This window comes from Archangium sp. (genome assembly GCF_045802675.1).
Taxonomy (GTDB): Bacteria; Myxococcota; Myxococcia; order Myxococcales; family Myxococcaceae; genus Archangium.
Genome location: NZ_JBJMQO010000140.1, coordinates 1 through 20,679 on the forward strand (window position 1 = coordinate 1; position 20,679 = coordinate 20,679).

At 70.3% G+C, this 20,679-nt stretch carries 13 protein-coding genes and 2 pseudogenes; 5 read left to right on the forward strand and 10 right to left on the reverse strand.

All coding sequences use genetic code 11. The features are described 5' to 3' along the window. The 10 genes and pseudogenes from ACJ8AN_RS38860 to ACJ8AN_RS38905 form a co-directional block, all read right to left on the reverse strand. Positions 1 to 651, reverse strand: a pseudogene (locus ACJ8AN_RS38860) (serine/threonine protein kinase); the annotation flags it as partial. Between the two features lie 92 nt (positions 652 to 743). Continuing rightward, entirely contained in the window at positions 744 to 1,586 is an 843-nt protein-coding gene (locus ACJ8AN_RS38865; RefSeq protein ID WP_407760674.1) for an alpha/beta hydrolase, read from the reverse strand. 45 nt (positions 1,587 to 1,631) lie between these two features. Continuing rightward, positions 1,632 to 1,766 (reverse strand): annotated as a pseudogene (locus tag ACJ8AN_RS38870) (3-ketoacyl-ACP synthase); the annotation flags it as partial. Positions 1,767 to 1,768: 2 nt separating this feature from the next. Further along, positions 1,769 to 3,100 carry an aminotransferase class V-fold PLP-dependent enzyme gene (locus ACJ8AN_RS38875; protein ID WP_407760675.1) on the reverse strand — a complete coding sequence of 444 codons (1,332 nt, stop codon included), beginning with the start codon at positions 3,098 to 3,100 and terminating at the stop codon, positions 1,769 to 1,771. Between the two features lie 127 nt (positions 3,101 to 3,227). Beyond that, positions 3,228 to 3,434 (reverse strand): hypothetical protein, encoded by a 207-nt coding sequence (locus tag ACJ8AN_RS38880; protein WP_407760676.1) that lies wholly within the window; start codon positions 3,432 to 3,434, stop codon positions 3,228 to 3,230. A gap of 399 nt (positions 3,435 to 3,833) precedes the next feature. Beyond that, positions 3,834 to 4,652 (reverse strand): hypothetical protein, encoded by an 819-nt coding sequence (locus tag ACJ8AN_RS38885; protein ID WP_407760677.1) that lies wholly within the window; start codon positions 4,650 to 4,652, stop codon positions 3,834 to 3,836. 54 nt (positions 4,653 to 4,706) lie between these two features. After that, positions 4,707 to 5,954, reverse strand: coding sequence for an AAA family ATPase (locus tag ACJ8AN_RS38890; RefSeq protein ID WP_407760678.1), 1,248 nt, complete (start codon positions 5,952 to 5,954; stop codon positions 4,707 to 4,709). 51 nt (positions 5,955 to 6,005) lie between these two features. Beyond that, a complete protein-coding gene (locus ACJ8AN_RS38895; RefSeq protein ID WP_407760679.1) occupies positions 6,006 to 8,696 on the reverse strand; it encodes an MGH1-like glycoside hydrolase domain-containing protein in 2,691 nt (896 codons plus the stop codon). A gap of 78 nt (positions 8,697 to 8,774) precedes the next feature. After that, a complete protein-coding gene (locus ACJ8AN_RS38900) occupies positions 8,775 to 10,115 on the reverse strand; it encodes a hypothetical protein (protein ID WP_407760680.1) in 1,341 nt (446 codons plus the stop codon). After that, positions 10,105 to 11,475 (reverse strand): hypothetical protein, encoded by a 1,371-nt coding sequence (locus ACJ8AN_RS38905; RefSeq protein WP_407760681.1) that lies wholly within the window; start codon positions 11,473 to 11,475, stop codon positions 10,105 to 10,107. The genes ACJ8AN_RS38900 and ACJ8AN_RS38905 overlap by 11 nt, the downstream gene beginning before the upstream one ends. A gap of 92 nt (positions 11,476 to 11,567) precedes the next feature. On the opposite strand from ACJ8AN_RS38905, the gene ACJ8AN_RS38910 reads away from it, so the two are divergent. The 5 genes from ACJ8AN_RS38910 to ACJ8AN_RS38930 all read left to right on the forward strand — a co-directional run bounded on the left by ACJ8AN_RS38910 (position 11,568) and on the right by ACJ8AN_RS38930 (position 20,662). Next, positions 11,568 to 13,151, forward strand: coding sequence for a calcium-binding protein (locus ACJ8AN_RS38910; protein ID WP_407760682.1), 1,584 nt, complete (start codon positions 11,568 to 11,570; stop codon positions 13,149 to 13,151). Between the two features lie 165 nt (positions 13,152 to 13,316). Continuing rightward, on the forward strand, positions 13,317 to 14,633 hold the full coding sequence (gene mtsC / locus ACJ8AN_RS38915) for a cell-cell cohesion MYXO-CTERM protein MtsC (RefSeq protein ID WP_407760683.1): 1,317 nt from the start codon (positions 13,317 to 13,319) through the stop codon (positions 14,631 to 14,633). A gap of 30 nt (positions 14,634 to 14,663) precedes the next feature. Further along, on the forward strand, positions 14,664 to 16,622 hold the full coding sequence (gene mtsD, locus ACJ8AN_RS38920) for a cell-cell cohesion protein MtsD (RefSeq protein WP_407760684.1): 1,959 nt from the start codon (positions 14,664 to 14,666) through the stop codon (positions 16,620 to 16,622). 50 nt (positions 16,623 to 16,672) lie between these two features. Continuing rightward, positions 16,673 to 18,364, forward strand: a complete 1,692-nt coding sequence (locus ACJ8AN_RS38925) for a VWA domain-containing protein (protein WP_407760693.1) — start codon at positions 16,673 to 16,675, stop codon at positions 18,362 to 18,364. A 30-nt stretch (positions 18,365 to 18,394) separates the two neighbouring features. After that, positions 18,395 to 20,662 (forward strand): cell-cell cohesion protein MtsF, encoded by a 2,268-nt coding sequence (locus ACJ8AN_RS38930; RefSeq protein WP_407760685.1) that lies wholly within the window; start codon positions 18,395 to 18,397, stop codon positions 20,660 to 20,662. Positions 20,663 to 20,679 lie beyond the last annotated feature (17 nt).

Here is a 20,679-nt window from a genome sequence, read left to right on the forward strand (position 1 = left end):
CACCAGCTCCTTCTCCCGCACGGCGTGCAGCGCCTTCTCGGCCCGTTGCGTGAGGTAGCCGGCCACGAGCGCCGCCAGCCAACCGATGACGACGTAGTAGGCGGCCCGCAGGAGCACCATCGGCGGCGAGTACATCAGCGGAACGGGCTCGGCCAGCCGGGGCCAGGCCAGCAGGAAGTAGAGCAGCACCGTCTGCGCGGCCACGAGGCCACCGGCGAAGAGGGCCAGGCTGCGCTTGCCCCTCAGCGCCGCGAACACGATGGCCGCGGTCCACAGCACGGCCATGGGGTTGCCCAGCGCCTGCTCGGGGGTCCCGAAGAGGGAGTCGCAGACGAAGAGGAACGCTCCGGTGGTGGTCTCCAGGCCGACGTTCACCCAGTAGATGGCGGGGTGGAACCAGCCTCGCCGCAGCCTCCGGGACAGCACCCCGTAGTAGACGGCGTAGAAGGCACACAGGCTCGCCACGGACAGGGCGCGAGGCCAGCCGATGAGGGGGGTCAACCCCAGCGTGGAGACGATGAAGAGGCTGGACACCCGGCTCATGAACCGGGCCACCGTGGCTTCGCGGGCAATGGCATCCGCCCGGAAGTGCTCGGCGAGCAATTTCTTGCCGAGCGGCGCCGCGCTACCTGTCGAGTCGGAGTGAGACATGGGGGGCCCCATTGTCTTGCAGCCGTGGCGGCAAGGCGAGTCCTGTCTCTCCGATTGTACGGGTTTTTCAGGGGACGGGTTCGGGCAGCGGCCTACGGCGCGCGGTGCGGCGTCTCCGGCGGGAACCCCTTACGCAACACCTGGGGCGACACCGTGCGGTAGATGTTGTCGTGACGCAGGTCCGGCCGGGGCTCGTACTGCCACTTCAGCCCGGCCGGTGCGCTCGTGCGCAGCACTTCCGCCAGGCGCTCGGCCGCGGAGGCGATCTCCTCTTCGTTGGCCGACGACAGGTACAGCGTGTTGCGCAGCCCGGGCCGGGCCTTCAGGCGCTCGCCGGCCTTGCGCACCAGCTCCCCGCCGTTCCACCACAGGCTCGGGCTCAACGCGATGGACGTGTCGAACAGCTTCGGCTCCAGGAAGAACGTCTCGACGATGAACAGGCCGGCGAGCGACTCGCCGATGATGGCCGTCTCCTTCGTCACGCGATACTGGCGGCGCACCCGTGGCATCAGCTCCTCCCGGAGGAAGTCGCGGAACGCCGCCGAGCCCCCCACGCGCGGGGCCACCTTGCGGTCCTCGGCCACCTCGGTGGGGCCCGTCAGGTCGCGCCGCCGCTCGGTGTTCTCGATGCCGACCACGATCAGCGGTCGCAGCTCGCCGGCGCGGATCGCCGTGTCCACGGTGGTGGTGATGTGCGGGAAGTCCTCCTGCTCGCCGCCATCGGGCATGTACAGCACCGGGTAGCGCGTGCCTCCCGCCGCGTCGTAGCCCGGGGGCGTGTAGACGTTGATGCGCCGGGTCTCCTTCAGCTTCGCGGACTCGAGGGTGAAGGACTGGTGCGGCGGCATCGGCTCGGCGGCCACGGCTCGGTCCGCCGGGCCCACCGCGAGCGCGATGCCCAGGAACAACCAGGCCCACTTCATCGATTGGCGCATTCCGTTCCTCTCCCTGGCGCGTTTCCGCGCGGATTCGAGCCCTCGTTACAACCGGACGAGCTGGGCTCCGTCATGCACGTTGGCGCCCACCGCGGCGATCAGTACCAGATCTCCACCGCCCAGGCGCACCCGCCCCTGCTCCAGGTCCTCGGCCAGCAGGATGAGCATGCCGGCGAGCGTGCTCACGCCATCGCGCGGACCTCGCGCAGCAGGGCCTCGACGTCCTCGGGGGAGTTGAGCAGGCCGGGCGCGGCGCGCACGTAGCGCGTCACGTAGTGCGACACCGTGGTGATGATGCGCTTCTCCTCCAGCCGCTTGACCACCTCCGAGGGCTTGAGCGCGGGCACCTCGAAGCAGGTGATGCCCGCCGAGAGTGAATCGCTCATCGGCGTGCGCACCCGCACGTGCGGCATCTTCCCCAGCTCCTCCTTGAGGTGCCGGTTGAGCTCGTGCACCCGTGCCGTCACCCGCTCGCGCCCCAGCCGCTGGTGCAGCTCGAAGGCCTTGTTCAGCGCCCAGCGGTGCTCGAAGGAGTGGAAGCCTCCAGGCGTCACCAACGGCCCCGGCGGCAGCGCGCCCGGTGGGTCGTCCTTCGCCCAGACGCGCACCGCGGGCGAGTAGAACGTGGGAATGGTGGGCACCAGCCGCTGCCAGGCCGACGGCTTGCCCCAGATGAAGCCCGTGCCGCGCGGGCCGAACATCCACTTGTGGCAGCCCGAGATGAAGAAGTCACAGCCCAGCTGCGGAATCGTCTCCGCCTCGGCGCCCAGCCCGTGCACCCCGTCCACGCACAGCAGGATGCGCTCGTCCTCGCTCCGGCCCGCGTTCACCTTCGCCAGCGCATCCGCCAGCGCCCGCACGGGGTACTTCACCCCCGACACCGAGTACACCCACGTCACCGCGACGTAGCGCGTCCTGGGCGTGAGCGCTTGCAGCATTCCCTGCACCGCCGCTTCCTCGGTGAGCCTCTCGGGGTCCGTGTAGAAGGACACGCGCCTCACGCTCGCGCCCGTGCGCTCGGCTCGCAGCGTCAGCGATTGGTCCGTCGAGTAGTGCTCCTGGGTGCTGGTGAGGATTTCCTCGCCCTCGCGCAGCCGCAGCCCCGAGTAGACGAGCCCCAGGCCCATGGTGGTGCTGTCGGTGAGCGCCAGCTCCTCGGGCTTCACGCCGAGGTAGGCGGCGGCGGCGCGGGAGACCTCGGCCTCGGCCGCGGAGGAGTACTGCTTGAGCGCCCTCACGGGATTGACGTCGAGCGCCTCGCGGTACAGCTCGATGGCCTCGCGCACCGAGCGGTGATGGGGCGCGAGCAGGAAGTGGCTCAGGTGGATGTCGTCGTGGTCCAGCTCGAACCCGGCGCGAAACGCCTCCCACGAGCCGGGGGCCGGGGGCGTCGCGGTGGCCTGGGGAGCAGGGGAGGGGGTGGCGGCGGCATCGGCCGTGGCACAGCCCGTGGTGGTGGCGAGCGTGGCACCGCCGAGCGCGAGGCCGGTGCGAAGGAAATCTCTACGGTCCATGGCTCGAATCCTATCCAGGCGCGGCCGCTCGCCTCTACCCGGGGGCCACGGAGAGGCCGGCTACACCGCTCCTCCCGAGGGATGCTCTACTCCCGGGGATGCGAGCGAAGGCACCCACTCCGGGCGCTCAACCGCAATCCCCAGGCAGATAGACTTGGCCCTGGAAGCCCGCGGGGCGCTCGCCCTTGTCATAGGCGGCCTGAATGGCCTGCTCGGCCAACTCCCCGTGCTGCTCTATTTCTTCCCAGGGCAGCTCTTCTTCCTTCTGGGCTGCACGTTCCTTCCAGGATGCATGGGGCTTCTTGCGCCGGTAGCTCCAGCGGTACAGCGTCACTCCAGGCTCGGGTGTGCGCCAGGACAACCGCCACAGTGCACCTCCGTTCTCGAACTCGAGGAAGAGGGACCCCCCGTAGCCGGTGCCTCCCACGAGCTTCTTGTCCGGGTCGACGGCGGCATTGAGGGCCGCCAGGTAGCGCCCCGCCTGTTCTCTGCCTTGGTCGCGCGACTCCTCATGGTCCGGCTTGATTTATGTCGCACGCGGTACTCGATGCCAATGGCTGTATGTGCGGCCTTGCCAAGAAAAAAGCCCCATGGCTCCCGGGAGTCCGGTTTGCGGCCAGCAAGCCTGGAGGAGGGCGGTTCCGCCTGGGCGCCGAGAGCCGCCACGAGCACCAGGAGAAAACCCGCCAGCCACCAGGTGCTCCTCGTCCTGGTTCCAATCTCTTTCATGCCTTCATCCCCTGGGCGGCTCACGCCGTCCCAACTCCCTGTGCCAGTCCCACAACTGTCCGCTCACCGCGTAGACGTAGGCGCTGGAGATCTCCTCGAATTTCTTCGGGGGAAGCGCGGAGAGGTGCTCGCGCAGGAAACCCGGGTCACGGAGCTCCTTGTCGTGTTTCAAGTCAGTGTCCTCCTCCGCGATGGCGGGCATCACCCGGAGCAAGGCCTCCAGACACTCCTCCCGGGTCGCGCGAGCCATGCGCTCCACCGTCAGCGCCAGGTGCTCGCGGACCGAGGCGGGGCCTCCGGGGCACCAGGCCTCCAGGGTCATGCGCCAGACGGTGTCCACGAGCTGTTCCAGCGTGTAGTTGTCATCGAACCTCCAGAACACGTAGCGAGGGACCTGGAGCACCTCCCAGAAGCGCAGCAGCGAGGTGAGCCGGTTCGCCATGTGCTCGGCGCCATGCGGCGGCGGCGGATACACGGCCTGGTCGAGCACGCCCCAAGGCGTGCTCAGGCAGAAGGATTCGAAAGCTTCTCTTGTGCGCGGGTACTCCCCTTTTGGAACGCCCTCACACAAGGCCAGGAAGACCTCGGCGAATACGTGCATCTGCCAGCGGGGGCCCAGCGTGTGGAAATCGGCCCCCGAGTGCATCACCACCACCTCACCGGGCTGCACCTGGCGCATCCGCCGGGGCAGGGGAAAGGCACCGGTCGCGAGGTACTCCCGGGCCCACCACTTCCCCTCGGCTTCTACCTTGCGGAGGACGGTGGCGGTGGTGCCGTGGAGCCATGCTGGAAACTCGAGCACCGGGGACTGTTCCGTGGTCATGGCCCTTCGCCCTACTACGGCGGTCAGGTGCTCCTCAAGCGCTGAGCCCGCGGCCTACTTCCGCTTCGTCCGGGCCGCCGTCTTCTTCCGGGCCGGCGGCTTCTTCGCCGCGGGCTGCTTGCCGCGAGGCGCCGAGCCCTTGGCGGGCTTGCCCTTGCGATCGAAGAACGCGTCGAAGAGCTCGCTGCCCGTCAGCCACGAGGGCGACGCGGGCGCGGGCGCCACGTAGACGTTGCCGTCCTCGTCCAGGCGCAGCACCAGCACCTCGTCCTGGTCCAGGCCCGGCAGCAGCATCGCCGAGTGCGTCGTGGCCACGAACTGCAGCCGCGGGAAGACGGCCTTGAGCGCCGGCACCAGCGTCGCCTGCCAGCGCGGGTGCAGGTGCAGGTCCAGCTCGTCCACCAGCACCAGCCCCTCCATCTTCTCCGGAGGCACCGCCCGGCCCGCCTCGAGCAGGAAGTGGCCCACCAGGTCCGCCAGCCACGCGATGGCCCCCTGGTACCCGTGCGACAGCCACGTGCCCGGAATCTGGATGCGCTTGCCGCCCTGCTCGAGCTCGAAGCGGTGCGCCTCCAGCAAGTCCTGCCGCGTGCGCACGAAGCCGTGGCTCTGCAGCTCCAGGTCCACCAGCCCCGGCAACAGCTTGCCCGCCACCAGCACCTGCTTGAGCACCCGCGTGTAGGCCTTGGCCTGCGCCGGCTCGAAGACGTCCGCGAAGCCCGTGGCGATGAGGCTCCCCTGGTCGAAGAGGTTCGCCAGCCGCTGTTTGATGGGGTCCGCCAGGCCCTCGCCTTGAATCGCGTTGGGCCGCGGCAGCGAGCGCGCCGTGCCGTAGCCCGCCACGAACCACCCCGGCAGCTGCGTGCGCCGCGACTCGCGGATGGGATCGAACACCTGCGTGTGCTCGACGCCCACGTAGCGCGAGCTGCCCACCAGCTCCCGCCAGGTGTTCTTCGCCGCGATGGAGCTGCGCACGAAGGGCGGCAGCGAGTGCTTGCGCTCCAGGCCCGGGTAGCTGCGCGCCCGGTGGCCCTCGGTGCCGAAGGTGAACTCGGCGCCAATGAGCATCAGCTCGGTGGAGGGCTGGCGCCGGTCCGGCAGGGCGGTGACGTCCGCCAGCTCGCTACCCAGTGAGGAGCCGCTCGCCGCGAGGGCAATCGCCTGGAGGATGGCCGTCTTGCACAGCCCGTTCTCCCCCACGAAGACGGTCCATGGCCGGATTTCCCCGTCCGGGCGTGTGAAGGAGATGGCGACATCCCGCAGGAGCTTGAGATTCTGGAGCGTGAGGCTGCGCAGGTACATGCGGAGGGCCAGGGTAGACAGGGTGAGCGGGGTTCGCCGCGCACCATACCCTCACCGGATGGACTTGTGGGCATCCGCGAGACTCTGAACCACCAGGGCCGTCCACCCCGTCTGGTGGGTAGCTCCCAACCCACGCCCCGTTTCCCCGTGGAAGTACTCATGGAAGAGGACCAGCTCGCGCCAGTCCGGGTCCTCGCTGTAGCGCCGGTCCTCCCCGTGGCAGGGGCGGCGGCCCGTGGCGTCCGGGAGGAAGAGCCGGCACAGCCTCGCCGACAGCTCCCGCGCCACCCCCGCCAGCGTCATCCGCTGCCCCGAGCCCGTGGGGCACTCCACCTGGAAGCTCTCCCCGTAGAAGTGGTGGTAGCGCTCCAGGGCCTCGATGAGCAGGTAGTTGAGGGGGAACCACACCGGGCCGCGCCAGTTGGAGTTGCCGCCGAACATGCCGCTGTCCGACTCGCCGGGCACGTAGGCCACCCGGTACTCCTCGCTCCCCGCCCGGAAGACGAAGGGCGCATCCGCGTGCACCCGCGACAGTGAGCGCACCCCGTACTCGGAGAGGAATTCGTTGGGGTCCAACACCCGGCGCAGCACCCGCTCCAGCCGCTCGCGCGAGGGAATGGCCAGCAGCCGGTGGCCCCGCAGGCCCCCCGGGGCGTGCGGCCTGGACAGGTAGGAGGTGTTCTGGGCCAGGTCCGCGCGGTTCTCCAGGAACCAGCGCAGCCGCCGGGCGAAGCCGGGGAGGCGCTCGATGAGCCGGTCCTCGAGCACCTCGGCGGCGAACAGCGGCACCAGCCCCACCATGGAGCGCACCCGGAGCGGAATGGCCCCCCCTCCCTCCAGCTTGAGCTGGTCGTAGTAGAAGCCGTCCTCTTCGTCCCACAGGCCCGTGCCGCCCAGGTTGTTCATCGCGTCGACAATGGACACGAAGTGCTCGAAGAACTTGGAGGCGAGGTCCTCATAGGCCGGGTCCTCCTGCGCCAGCTCCAGCGCCATGGCCAGCAGCGTGGTGCAGTAGAAGGCCATCCACGCCGTGCCGTCCGCCTGGTCCAGGTGCCCGCCGGTGGGCAGGGGCTTGGAGCGGTCGAAGACGCCGATGTTGTCCAGCCCGAGGAAGCCTCCGGCGAAGAGGTTGCGCCCCTCCACGTCCTTGCGGTTCACCCACCAGGTGAAGTTGAGCAGCAGCTTCTGGAAGGTGCGCGCCAGGAAGAGCCTGTCGCGCTTCCCCTTCACCGCCGTCATCTTGTACACGCGCCAGCAGGCCCAGGCGTGCACGGGCGGATTCACGTCCGAGAGCTCGAACTCGTACGCGGGCAGCTGCCCGTTGGGGTGCATGAACCACTCGCGCAAGAAGAGGACGAGCTGCTCCTTGGCGAAGCCCGGGTCCACCCGCGCGAAGGGAATCATGTGGAAGGCCAGGTCCCACGCCGCGTACCAGGGGTACTCCCACTTGTCCGGCACGGAGAGGACGTCCCGGTTGTAGAGGTGGCCCCAGTCCCGGTTGCGCCCCTGGCGGCGCGAGGGCGGCGGCGCCGGTTGGGCCGGGTCTCCCTCGAGCCAGGGCTTCACCGCGTAGTGGTAGAATTGCTTGGACCACAGCAGCCCCGCGTACGCCTGCCGGGCCACCCGCCGCTCCTCCTCGGGCAGCGTGTGCGGCAGACGGGTGGCGTAGAACGCGTCGGCCTCGGCGATGCGCTGCTCGAAGAGGGAGTCGAAGGCCTCGCCGAAGGGGGGCGCGAGTGCCTGCTGCCCGCCCACGAGCCGCAGCTGCAACAGCACGCTGCCCCCCGGGGGAAGCTCCAGCACGTAGTGGAAGGCGGCCTTGGTGCCCGTGCGCGCGGGGTTGATGGCCTCGGAGCGTCCGTGGACCACGGCGTCGTGGAAGGCGTCCTTCACGTGCGGCAGCGTGTTGGGCACGCCGTACAGCCGCTCGCGGTTCGTCTCGTTCTCCGTGAAGAGCAGCCGGGGCGCGGGGCCGCCCTCGGGGGCCTGGGCGTGCAGCTGGAAGCGCCCGAGCGTGGCGTGCTCGGCGACGACGGTGTCCTCTCCCGAGGCCGCCAGGTCCGGCCGGGGCCAGTAACCCTCGCCCGTGCGGCCCCAGGCCCAGGTGTTGCGGAACCAGAGCGTCGGCAGCACGTGGAGCCGCGCCGGCTCGGGCCCCGGGTTGCTCAGCGTGAGGCGGATGAGGATGTCGTCCGGCCCCGCCTTGGCGTACTCGGCCTGGACGTCGAAGTAGCGCCGCCCGGCGAAGACGCCCGTGTCGGCCAGCTCGAACTCGGGCACGTCGCGGCCCCGGCGCTGGTTCTCCTCGACGAGCCGCTCGTAGGGGAAGGCCGCCTGGGGGTACTTGTAGAGCGCCTTGAGGTAGGAGTGCGTCGGCGTGGAGTCGAGGTAGAAGTACTCCTCCTTCACGTCCTCGCCGTGGTTGCCCTGCGGCCCCGCGAGGCCGAAGAGGCGCTCCTTGAGGAAGGCGTCCTTCTCGTTCCACAGGGCCACCGAGAAGCACAGCCGGCACTCGCGGTCGGTGATGCCGAGCAGCCCGTCCTCGCCCCAGCGGTAGGCGCGGCTGCGCGCGTGCTCGTGGGGGAAGTCCGTCCAGCTGGTGCCCTCGGGCGAGTAGTCCTCGCGCACGGTGCCCCACTGGCGCTCGGAGAGGTACGGCCCCCAGCGCTTCCAGTTGTGCGAGCGACGCTCGTCCTCGGCCAACCGGCGCGCCTCGGCGCCGAGCCCCTGGCTGTGTGACATGCTTGCCCCCTGCGCCGGGGGTCCGCCCGGCGGGGACTGTCTTCCCACGGCGGGGCCGGGGCGGGGAAGGGGCGCCGTTCAGCGCGAGGGGGCGCGGGCGAGCCGCTGCGCGAGGCGGAACAGTTGGGTGCAGGAGAAGTCGAGCGGAGCCTCACGGCCCTGGAGGGAATGGCGGGCGCGCAGGAAGGGGAGCCAGGCCCTGTCGCCCACCACCACCGCGGCCTCGTCCAGCGCGCGGCGCGGCACCCAGCGGCCCCCGAGCGTGTGCACGAGGAACATGCCCAGCCACGCCCCGAGGGCAGCGCCGAGGATTTCCTTCTCCTCGTCCGGCAGCCGGCGTGCCCAGCCCTTGTGCCACAGGTGGTAGTCCACCTGGGGCAGTGCGTCCACGGTGCCGTCCAGGACGGCGGGGACCTTCTTGGCGAGCAGGGCGATGAGCTGCTCGGCGTACTGGCCCTCGTAGAGGTCGATGGCCTGCTGTACGTCCGCGACGTCGGGCGTGGGAGCCTGGGCGGCGGGAAGCCACTCGGAGACGGGGGGCGGGTGGTAGGCGTTGAAGCGCTCCACGTTCTCGCGCTGGGTCATCAGCCCCTCGTGCTCCACCTTCCGCCAGAGAATGTCGGCCACGTCCTCGTCGAACTGGACGGGAAGGGGTGTGAAGGCGAGGGAGCGTTGGCGCAGGGTGGAGAGTGTTTCCTCCAGCTTCAATTCGGGCCGCAGGTGCACCAGGGCTCGGGCCTGAGCGAGTCGGGCCTCCTCGGAGTCGAAGTCGGCGGGAGTGGGGCGGGTGAGCCACAGCACGGCGCCGCCGGGCAGTTCCTCCATATGGGCCGCGGGAGTGGACAGCAGACGCTGGCGACCGAGCTCCTCCACCAGTTGCGGGCCGTACACGTTGAGCCAGTACGCTTCGTAGACGCGCTTGGGGCTGAAAGGATTTGTCCGGTGGGGATCGCTGCTCAGGTAGAAGTCCGTGCGGCTATGCGCCAGCCCATACGAGATGGGGAAGCGCTGGGCGAAGGTGCGCACCAGGGACAGGAGGCGGTGGGTGTGCTCCTCGGTTCGGCCTGTCTCGCGGACAGAGGCGAAAGGGCGGAGCGTCAGGTCGAGGGCGAAGCGCGTGTCCTCGTTCCCCGGTTCGATGAGGTCGATCAACAGGCTCTCATCCACCGGCTGAGAACGCCCGAGAATGAAGGAGATGTTGGCCCCCACCCTGCATTCGTCAAGCTGCTCGTGTACGAGCTGGCGCGAATACTTCCGTTTGCGCGAGAGATAGATCGTTTGTGGCCGCAGTTCCGCATCGATGGACTCGATGAAATCCAGCACTGCATCCACGCCCTCCCGGCCCCGGTCCAGGAGATTGGCGGGGGAGTAGAGCTCCAGGGTGAATTCGTCCTGCTTGTTCCATTCATCACGGTGCATGGAAGTGGAGCTCGACGTTGGAGCGAGTGGCCCGGGCCTCGAGCTGCGTCTTGAGCTTGGTAGACATCCCCGTGTCATCGTAGACGAGGTGGACGCGGGAGACGGTGACCTTGCGTCCGAAGAGGGGATGGCCGGGTCTGCGTATCTCCACCGAGCCCCCGTACTTCGTCAATGCCTCCTGTGCGTCGGCCTCGAGTTGTTTGAGAGCTTCATCCACGCTCATGGAGCTGAAGTCCCGTTGCTTGTTGCTGAAGGAGTGGACGGTGGGCGTCCGGCCCGGGCGCAGGGAGGCCTCGTCCACGACGAGCTGGTCCACGTAGGTGGGGATGACAGTGCCCTCGTGCCCCAGCCCCACGTTCTCCGTCACGAGCGGCTCCTCCAGTCCTCGCAGCCAGTGCCGCTCCGTCTTCGCGAGCCGCGCCTCCTGCTGGAGCACCCGCGCCACGTCGCGCTGGAACTCCATCGCTTGTTGGAAGCGCCCGAGCAGGCTCTTGTATCCCTCCCACGCCAGCGGTGGCTTCGCTGGGAGCGCGCCGGGGGGCCGCGGCCGGGTGCCCGCGAGCTCCTCGTAACGCCGCTCCCAATACGCCACGTAGTCCATCCACCGGCCGTCCCCGGCGGCCACTCCCCGCGGCGGCTCCTGCACCGAGGGCCGATAGCGGGCGAGCACCTCCAGCTTCGCCGGGTGGCGCGCACCTGACTCCAGCGCCTCGGCTTCCGTCAGGCTCGCCCGCAGCGCCGCCGCCTCTTCCCGCGCCAGGCCCTCCACCAGCCGCGTCTCCAGCGCGGTTTCCTCCGCCAGCGTCCGCGCCTCCGCCAGCGCCGCTCGCCCCTCCGCCACCTCCAGCACCGTGCCCGCCAGCAGCACGCTCAGCACGGCGGTGATGACGGCGTTCTGCACGCCCTTGTACCGGGCCGTCCGCTCGAAGCTCGTCGCGAGCACCTGCCGCAGCCGCAGGCCCCCCGCGCCGCGTGAGGGCATCAGCTCGTCGAGGAACCGCCAGCGCACCGTGCACGCGGGCAGGGCGCCACACACCATCCCCAGCGCCTGGTCCGCCAGCGCGTGCCCACTGGCCTCCACCTGCGCCTCCAACTGGCCGAAGAGCGCTCGCGCCCGGGCGTCCCCTCGCCGCGCGTCCGCGTACACCCGCTCCAGGTGCTCGGAGCGGTGCACCAGCAGCACGTCCGAATACCTTCCCGTCAGCCGCCCCTGGGCGTCGCAATACACGCCGTAGTCGAAGGGCGGCGCCACGTCTCCGCGCAGCACCTCGAGCGGCACGGCCTCGTCCTCTCCGCACCGGCTCCCTCCGAGCACGAGGCTCAGCGCCACCAGCACGGCCACCCGCAGCACCCGGTTCATGGCCCGCCAGTATGCACCCCGCGGCCACTCGGCCCTTGCACCCACCACGCTCGCCGGGCTCTACAATCCTCCCGATGCGTGCCCTCCCGCCTTTGGCCTGTCTCCTCCTGGTGCCGGTGCTGCTGCTGTCGTGCTCCGACGCGGGCCTCTACTCGCTCGATGGCCGGGGCCCCAGCGGCAAGGACCGCGCCGACTTCTCGGGCGATGTCTGCGTGCCGCTCGCCGGGGGCGACGCCTTCCCCGTGAAGGTCCTCTTCGCCGTGCAGGGCGGCGCCGGCCTCCCCTCCGACATGGCGGGCTCCGTCACGGGCGCGCTCGACTCGCTCGCCAGCCGCTTCTCGGTGCCCAACACCCGCTTCAGCCTCGTGGCCTTCCACACCGTGGCCACCGGCCTCCTCGGCCGCTTCGACAACGCCACCGCCCTCCAGGCCGCCATCCCCCGCTACGCCACCTACCAGGAGTCGGGGCCCACCAGCGTGCGCTCGGCACTCAAGCTCGCCAAGAGCCTCCTCTCCGGCGACATGCAGACGGGCTGCCCGGGCGAGGTGGCCCGCACCCGCTACCTCGTCGTCCTCGTGCTGACGAGCGCCGACCTCAGCTGCGAGAACCCCGCCTTCAACGCGGGCCTCGACTCGCGCTGCACGCTCCTCACGGACTCCGCCGCCTGCAGCCGCTGCGAGCTGGCGGCCGTCACCGGCGAGCTCAAGGCGCTCGTCGAGCAGTTCGGCGCCGGCGAGGTGTCCGTGCTGCCCGTCTACGTGCGCAACACCGCGGATGCCACCACCGCCGCCCAGGTGGCCGCCATCGCCAACGCCGGGGGCACCCGCGCCGTGACGACGGACTTCGTCAGCCTGCCCAACGCGCTCGGCGGCCTCGACTACACCTCCGTGCAGAGCCAGCACCTCGGCCTCAAGCGCTTCATCGCCTTCAACCGCAACGTGGTGGTGCGCGCCGGCCAGTTCCTCGCCGACAGCGATGGCGATGGCCTCGCCGACGTGGACGAAGTCGCGCGCGGCCTGGACCCCACCCTCCCCGACACCGACCAGGACGGCCTCATGGACGGCATCGAGGTGCGCATGGGACTCGACCCGCGGCCCGGACACGTGGACCTCATCCCCGGCTGCAACCCGGCCCTCGACGAGGACGGTGACCGGCTCAACACCTGCGAGGAGCGCGTGCTCGGCACCGACCCGTGCATGGGGGACTCGGATGGCGATGGCCTGCCGGACCTCGTCGAGGCCCTCTCCAGCACCAACCCGCTCGTCCCCGAGGACCTGCTCGACAGCGACCGCGACGGCGTCTCCAACATCAACGAGGCCCTGGCGCACTCGGACCCGCTCAGCGCGGACCTCGCCTTCCAGACCGAGCGCGGCTACGGCTACTCCGTCACCGACTCCACGCCCACCGACGATGGCCGCGCCTGCTACGCCGTGCGCGCGGAGAACATCACCCTCGTGCCCACGCTCGAGCGCCCCCACCCCGTCTTCCCCGGCCGCCGCATTCGCGCCGGCACCAACGACATCTACCTCTACCTGCAGGTGGGCCGGGACAACGCGCCGCGCGGCTCGGGCATCGGCGCGCTGCGAATCGAATCCCTGCGCTATACCGAGGACGGGGGCCGCGAGCCCTCGGGCACCCGCTCCTTCACCCCCGATGACTTCCTCCTGGGGACTTGAGCCCCCACCTGTGGGCTCCACCCCTCAGGCGCGCTGGGGGGAGCGCTCCACACCCGCCGTCCACTCCCCGCTGTCACGAGTCCAACCCCGCGAAACTCCAGCCCTTCTGCGGCCTTGGTCCACGGTTCGCCTCTTGCTAGTGGCCCGGCGCTGAAAGGAGTCACCATGAAACTCTCGCGCATCGCTTCCGCCCTGGCCCTCGGGGTGCTCTTCCTGCTGCCGGGTGTCGCCCTGGCGCAGACCAATGGCGCGGACAACCCCGAGTGCCTGGGCGACCAGTGCGGCCGTCCCAAGGAGGAGGGCGGTGGCTGCGGGTGCGGCTGTGGCTGCTCCGTCTGGGTGGCCTACACGGACGACGGCAAGACGCTCTCCTACACGGACGACGGGGACGGGGACGGCAAGTCGGACGACCACGACAACTGCCCCTTCGTCTCCAACCGCTTCCAGGAGGACGACGATGGCGATCAGGTGGGCAACACCTGCGACAACTGCCCCACGCTCGGCAACCTCCAGCAGAAGGACGCGGACGGGGACGGCCTCGGCGACGACTGCGACGACGACCAGGACAACGACGGCCAGGTGAACACCGCCGACAACTGCCCTCGAGTGCCCAACAAGGGCCAGGAGGACCTGGACGGGGACAAGAAGGGCGACGTCTGCGACGACGACGACGACGGCGACGGCCGCCTGGACGGCGACGACAACTGCCCGCGCGTGGCCAACGCGGACCAGGTGATGCCCAAGGACACCAGCCTGTGCAACGTGGACCGCGACCACGACAACATCCTGGACTCCTTCGACAACTGCCCGGACCTGGCCAGCGCGGACCAGCACGACACGGACGGGGACGGCGTGGGTGACGCGTGCGACCTGGACAAGGACGGCGACAGCCTCCTCAATGGCGCGGACAACTGCCCGGACAAGCCCAACGCGGACCAGGCGGATGACGACGGGGACCACGTGGGCGACGCGTGCGATGCGCGCTACTGCGTCGTCATCGATCCGAACCGGGCCGACGACTGCCTGGACCCCAAGGGCCCCTTCGCCGTGCACGGCGGTGGCACGCTGGCGCTGAAGAAGGGCGAGAAGGCGCGCCTGCCCCTGTTCGCCAACCGCAACGGCGTGGCCATCGAGTACACTTGGACCGTGACGCGCCGTCCCACCGGCTCCAAGGCCGTGGTGGAGAACCCCCAGGGCGCGGCGACGATGAGCCGCCATTGGGAGTACGCCTATGTGGACGGCAACGTGCCTTCCTTCACCGCCGACGAGGATGGGGAGTACGTCCTCCAGCTCCATGCGAAGCTGGCCTTCGATGACCGCGCGTACCCCGGCCAGCGCGAGTCCACCTCGCAGCTGGCCCTCCAGGTGGCCAACGAGAGCCTCAGCGGCTGGAACTGCTCCACGTTCCCCGCCACCGGGGGAGGGCTCGCCGCGCTCGGCGCCGCCCTGGCCGCCCTGCTGCGCCGCCGCTCGCGCTCCTGACACCCGCAGTCCCCACGAGGTCCGCACCGCATGCGCCGCCTGAAACCCCAGACGCTGCTCGTGGCGGGCCTCGTGGCCATCCTCGCGGGCTGCACCGATACGCTCGTCGAGCCGCTCGCCCGGGAGCAGACGAACCTGGATGACCGGCTCACCCTCAAGGGGCGGGTGTGCACCAATACGCCCGACCCGTCCGGCTTCCCGGTGAAGGTGGTCATCGTCATCGACCAGTCGGGCAGCATGTGCGTGTCGGACCCGCCGGGCTCGCAGGAGGGCACGGGCTTCTGCGAGCGCGCCGAGGTGAAGGCCATCGTCCCGCCGGGCGTCACCCAGCCCGCGCGCGTGCGCGCCCTCGAGCGGCTGGTGAAGCAGTTCCGCGCCCAGCCCAACGTGCAGGTGTCCATCGTCCCCTTCGAGACGAACATCCGCAACCCGTGGCCCGGCAGCACGGGCAACCGCTTCGCCCGGCCCACCACCGCCTCCGGCATCGACACGTACATCACCGGGCTGCAGAGCCAGCTGGGCAAGGGCACCGACTACCAGGGCGCGCTCGCCGAGGCGTACAAAATCATCTCCGGCGACATCTCAGACGTGGCCAAGGCGCGCCCGGCCGAGCTGCCACGCACCCGCTACGTCGTCGTCTTCCTCACCGACGGCACGCCCTACCCGCGCTGCTCGGCCAATGACGACCTCTCCCAGTACGCCTCGCCGGACCAGCCGGACCTCACGTGGGCGGACTCCTCGAGCGCCGTCGAGTTCTGCAACCTGATGGACCCGAACGACCCGGACGCCATCACCGGCTACATCTCCGGCACGGACCGCAACCAGAACTACCAGCTCTTCAGCTATGTGCGGCAGTTGATGGACCTCAAGCAGCAGAACAACGTGGGCGACCTCCGGATGCACACGGTGCTCCTCTTCAACGAGGAGGCGGTGCGCGCCTGCGGCCCCATCTGCCAGGACCTCTACGGCACCTACCCGGGCGTGACGCCGGACCGCTACCCGGCCGAGGCCAAGAAGATTTCCTCCTGGCTGCTCAAGCGCTTCGCGGAGCTGGGCGGCGGCGTGTACCAGGAGTTCAACAACTTCGCCGAAATCTCCGACATTGGCCTGGGCGCGCTGGACTACTCGTCCTTCGCCTCGCGCAACGTGCTGAAGACGCTGATGGTGGAGTCGCTCACCTCGCTGCCGGGAGACGCGGGGCGCGAGGTGGACAGCGACGGCGACGGCGTGCCGGACGCGCTGGACAACGGCTTCTCCCTCGGCACCAACACGTTCACCGAGGACAGCGACGGCGACTGCTTCAGCGACGGCTTCGAGTCCCTGCACGAGGACCAGGGCTTCGTGGCGGCCAATTCCAAGGACACGCGCGGGTGCGATCCGAAGTCGCCGCTGACGCCCTCGTGCGTGTGCCGGGACACGGACGGGGATGGGCTGTCGCAGTTCGCCGAGGACTACCTGCACACGCACTCGGGGATTGTCGACAGCGACGGGGACGGGATTCCCGACAGGCTCGAGGCCCGCTATGGCTTGGATCCCCTCACCCCCAATGTGTCGGGCATCGACACGGACGGGGACGGGCTCCCCGACGAGCAGGAGCTGCGCGCGGGCAGCAACCCCACGCGCAGGGACGCGGCCTTCCACGAGCGCTTCGGCTACCAGTACGAGGTGAAGGCCGAGGTGCAGACCAACGGCAGCGTCTGCTACGACTTCTCCATCTCCAACCTGCAGCTCGTCACGCCGCCGCCGCGCGCGGGGGTGCAGCAGGGCTTCAACCTCTTCAAGGTGTGGTTCGCCGAGGCGCCCGAGAGCGGCGTGGCCACCGACTACGGCGTGTGGCAGGCGGCGTGCGCCTGGGCCCAGTACGCGCCGCCGAGCGTGCGCGTGCCGCTCGGCCCCGAGCTGACGCTGGAGGATGGCAACTTCGTGAGACCGGACCTCCTCAACGAGGACAGTGAGTACCGCGGCCGCTGCGTGGGAGTGCACCCGTGAGGCGCGCGGCCCTGGCGGTGGCCCTGGCGCTGGGCGCGCTCGTGGCGGTGATGGCGTGCACGGACTCGTACCTCTACGACGGGCGGAGGGACCCGGCGGTGCCGGAGGACCGCGCCGTGGCGCTCGAGGGGCGGGTGTGCACCCTGGGCAGCAATCAGGTGCGGCGTCCCATCAAGCTCGTCGTCGCGCTGGATGCCAGCCAGTCCATGAACGTGAGCGACCCGGATGGCACCCGGGCCACCGCGCTGGTGCAGCTCATCGACAGCCTGCCCAATGACGACGAGGTGGAGCTCGCCGTGCTGGTGTTCGCCGGCAGCACCCCCGCCTACCTCACCCAGTCCGGCACGGCGCCGGACCTGGTGGATGGCTTCGTCAAGGTGGCCAGCCTGGACAGCAACCGGCGGCTCAACCTCGTCGAGCGGCTGCTCACCTTCCGCAACCCGGACACCTCGCCCAACCGCGACGCCACCGACTTCGTGAAGCCGCTCGCCGAAATCTACGCGCTCATCAACCGCGACATCTCCCAGAGCCGGTTGACGGCCGAGGGCGCGCAGGCGCTCGCCCAGGCGCGCTACTCCGTCATCTTCCTCTCGGACGGCAAGCCCACCACGGACCAGGACGACGAGCTGCTGCGCGGAGACGCCGTGGTGCGCATCCGCCAGCTGAGAGACCTGGTCGAGGACGTGCGCCTCAACACGGTGCACGTCTTCCTGCCCACGCAGCCGGTGAGCACGGTGTGCGACCTCGAGGGCGACGGTGGCTGCCCCATGCTCCTCATCAACCAGAACGCCGAGCGGCTGGAGAAGATGGCGGAGCTGGGCGGTGGCAACTTCCGCGACTTCCGCAACAACGAGCCCATCAACTTCCTGGACTTCCGCTTCGGCCAGGTGCGGCGCTCCTTCGTGCTCAAGGAGCTGGTGGCCTCGAACTTCTCCGCGCCCCCGGGCAGTCCCCTCGACGAGGCGGACACGGACGGCGACGGCCTCACCGACGCGCGCGAGGCCGAGCTGCGCACCGACCCGGCGAAGGCGGACACGGACGGGGACGGCTTCAGCGACGGGGTGGAGGTCCACTACAAGGAGCTGGGCGTGGACTTCAATCCGCTCGGCTACGCGCGGACGGACGGAGGCGGCCTGGACCCGGGCTGCCCGCAGGCGCTGCGCGGCGTGGACTCGGACTGCGACGGGCTGCTGGACTGCGACGAGCAATTCATCGGCACCAACTCCGAGCGCGTGGACAGCGACCGCGACGGCGTGCCGGATGGGGTGGAGTGGCTCGGGGGCACGCAGGGCGCGAGCATCGACCTGGAGCAGGACCCGGACAGTGACGGGGTGACGAGCCGCGCCGAGCTGCGCATGCACACGCGCCCGGGCGAGGTGGACACGGCGAACCTGTCCACGGATGGCTACCGCTATTCCATGAAGGCCGCCGGGCCGCCGGATGAGCAGGGCCGCCAGTGCTTCGACTTCCGCGTGGACAACGTGCTGCTGGCCCCTACCCAGGGCGACACGGACGATGCCGGCACCGTGGTGGCCGGCGCGGGCTACAACGACCTCTACCTCTCCGCCGCCATGGTGCCCGCGGACGACCCCACCGCGCGCACGCTGGTGCGCCACTTCCGCTTCCGCGGCGCGCGCTACCCGCTCGGCGGCATCAAGTCCCCCGTGGACGGCGTCATCCACGTGTCCCCCGAGGACTTCCTCGACGGCTGCCCCGCCCGCCCCGTTTCCCCCACGCCCTGAGCCCCGGGGCGGCGTCACCCCCCTGCCGACATGCCCACCTCCGTCCGACTGCTGCCGCTCGTGCTGCTCGTGCTCACCGCCTGTCCCTCGAAGCCGGAGGACACCCCGGACGCGGGCGAGCAGGAGGTGGCCGACCTCTGCAACTCCCAGCAAGAGGCGCTGAGTTCGTCCGCGTGCCAGCTCACGCTCGGCCAGCCCCTGGAGGACCGCTACCTCTCCTTCGGCGGCGACACCGACTGGTACAGCGTGCAACTGCCCGCGACGCCGGGGAGCCGCTCGCTGCTGCGTGTCACCGCCGTCTACCTCGCGCCCATTACGGCGGTGAACCTGTCCGTCAGCCTCCTGCGCCAGGACGGCTCCGCGCTGGCCCCGCGCAAGGTGGACGTGCACGGCCAGGGGCTGCCCAGGCCCGTCGAGTTCCTCCTCCCCCTCTCCGGCGCCGACCAGGGGGCGAAGCTGCTGCTGCTGCTCGGCGACGAGCCCTCCAACCCCAGCCGCCCCGGCTTCGACGCGCGCAACCCGTACTCGCTCACCGTGGAGGTGCTGGAGAACCCGGACACGAACGAGCCCAATGACACGGCGGCCTCGGCCACGCCGGTGGCGCTGACGAACCAGGGCGGCGTGCTGGTGGGCAGTGCCTCGGGGTACCTGGCCACCGCGGGAGACGTGGACCGCTTCGCCTTCGACGTGCCGGCTGGGAAGCTCGCCTACGTGCACGTGACGGCGCCGAGCCTCTCGCCGCAGTCGCCGCCCGCCTACCTCCTCTCGTACAAGCTGCTGCGCCCGGACGGAAACACCGAGGTGGAGGGCCGCGTGCGCACCAACGTGCTGGCCGCGGACCTGGCCACCGCGCGCCGGGTGAAGGCAGCGGGGAAGTGGCAGGTGCTGGTGCAGGCCTGGAACAGTGGCACCTCCAGCGAGCCCCAGCCTGGGGACCCGCGCCTGAAATACACTGTGGACGTGAAGGTGCTGGACGAGAGCGACCCCCACGACGTCTCCAGCGACAACGACGACCTGTCGCGCGCCACGGTGCTGGCCTTCAGCGCAGGCCCGCCGTCGGCGAAGCTCTCCTTCTCGGGAGTCCTGGGCTCGGTGCCGGACAAGGACTGGTACGCGGTGGACGTCCCCGCGTACACCGCGCACACCCTGCTGCACTACCGGCTGGTGCCGCAGGCCACCGGGGGCCGCTTCCCTCCGCTGCCCGGACTGCCGGACCGGCTGGTGCGCGTCTTCACCGAGGTGCCGGGCTTCTCGGCCGCCGACTGCGTGGGCAAGGCGGACGTGTGCCCCAAGGGCAACGGGTATGGCTCGGACCCGGCGGTGACGCCCCTGGTGAATGGCTGGTGCAACAACAGCACCCCGCTGTGCGTGCGCTCCTCGCGCGAGGAGTCCGAGCTCTTCGCCCACCTGCGCAACTTCGAGGGTGTCCTCCCCGTGCCGCCGCACGCCACCGCCGCGCGCTACTATTTCCTCGTCCAGGACGACGGCACGGACTGGGCGGATGACAAGGGCTATGCCCTGGAGGTGGAGTGGCTGAACGACGCGGACGAGACCACGCGCAAGGGCAGCGGCACCACGGAGACGGTGCCGTCGAAGCTCCTGGCCAGCGATGACGCCGCCGCCGGCTTCCCCGCGCCGCCCATCGGGGACGCCTACGAGGTACGCGGCTCCATCTCCTACGGCCTGGGCCGGCTCGTCGGAAATGAGCCAACGAAGGGGCAGGGCGTGCGCGGCCCCGGGGACTACGACGCCGTGCCCACCGACGTGGACACCTTCGTCTTCCAACTGCCCCCGTCCGCGGACCGCACCTGGGAGCTGCAGTGGGAGGTGAACAACCTCTCCGATGGAGGCACGCCGTACGGGCTCTCTCTGGACCTGACCTTCTGCGATGGGGACCGGACGGACGCGGGCGTCTGCACGCCGGTGTCCACGGGCAGCGCGGGGCTGCCACTGACGCTCGCCTACCGGGGCGACCCGCTGCGCGCCTGGCACTCACCCGCGGGCAGCCTGAGCAACCTCCAGCCCCTGTACGCGCTGGAGCGCGGGCCCACGTCCACCCGGGTGACGGTGCAGCCCTATGCCTGCTCCTGCCTCGAGCCGCGCTTCCTCCGGGGCGGCACCCTCACGGTGGCCGTGGGAGGCGTGGACCGGACGGACTACGGGCAGGCGGACTACACGCTGCGCACCGCGCACACGGCCTACCCGCAGACGTACTCGCGGCTCGACGGCGGCACCGCCTCGTGTCCGGCCCCGGCTCCGGACGGTGGCCCGGGCTGCTCCTTCACGCGCCAGCCGTGAGCCCGGGCGGGGGCCCT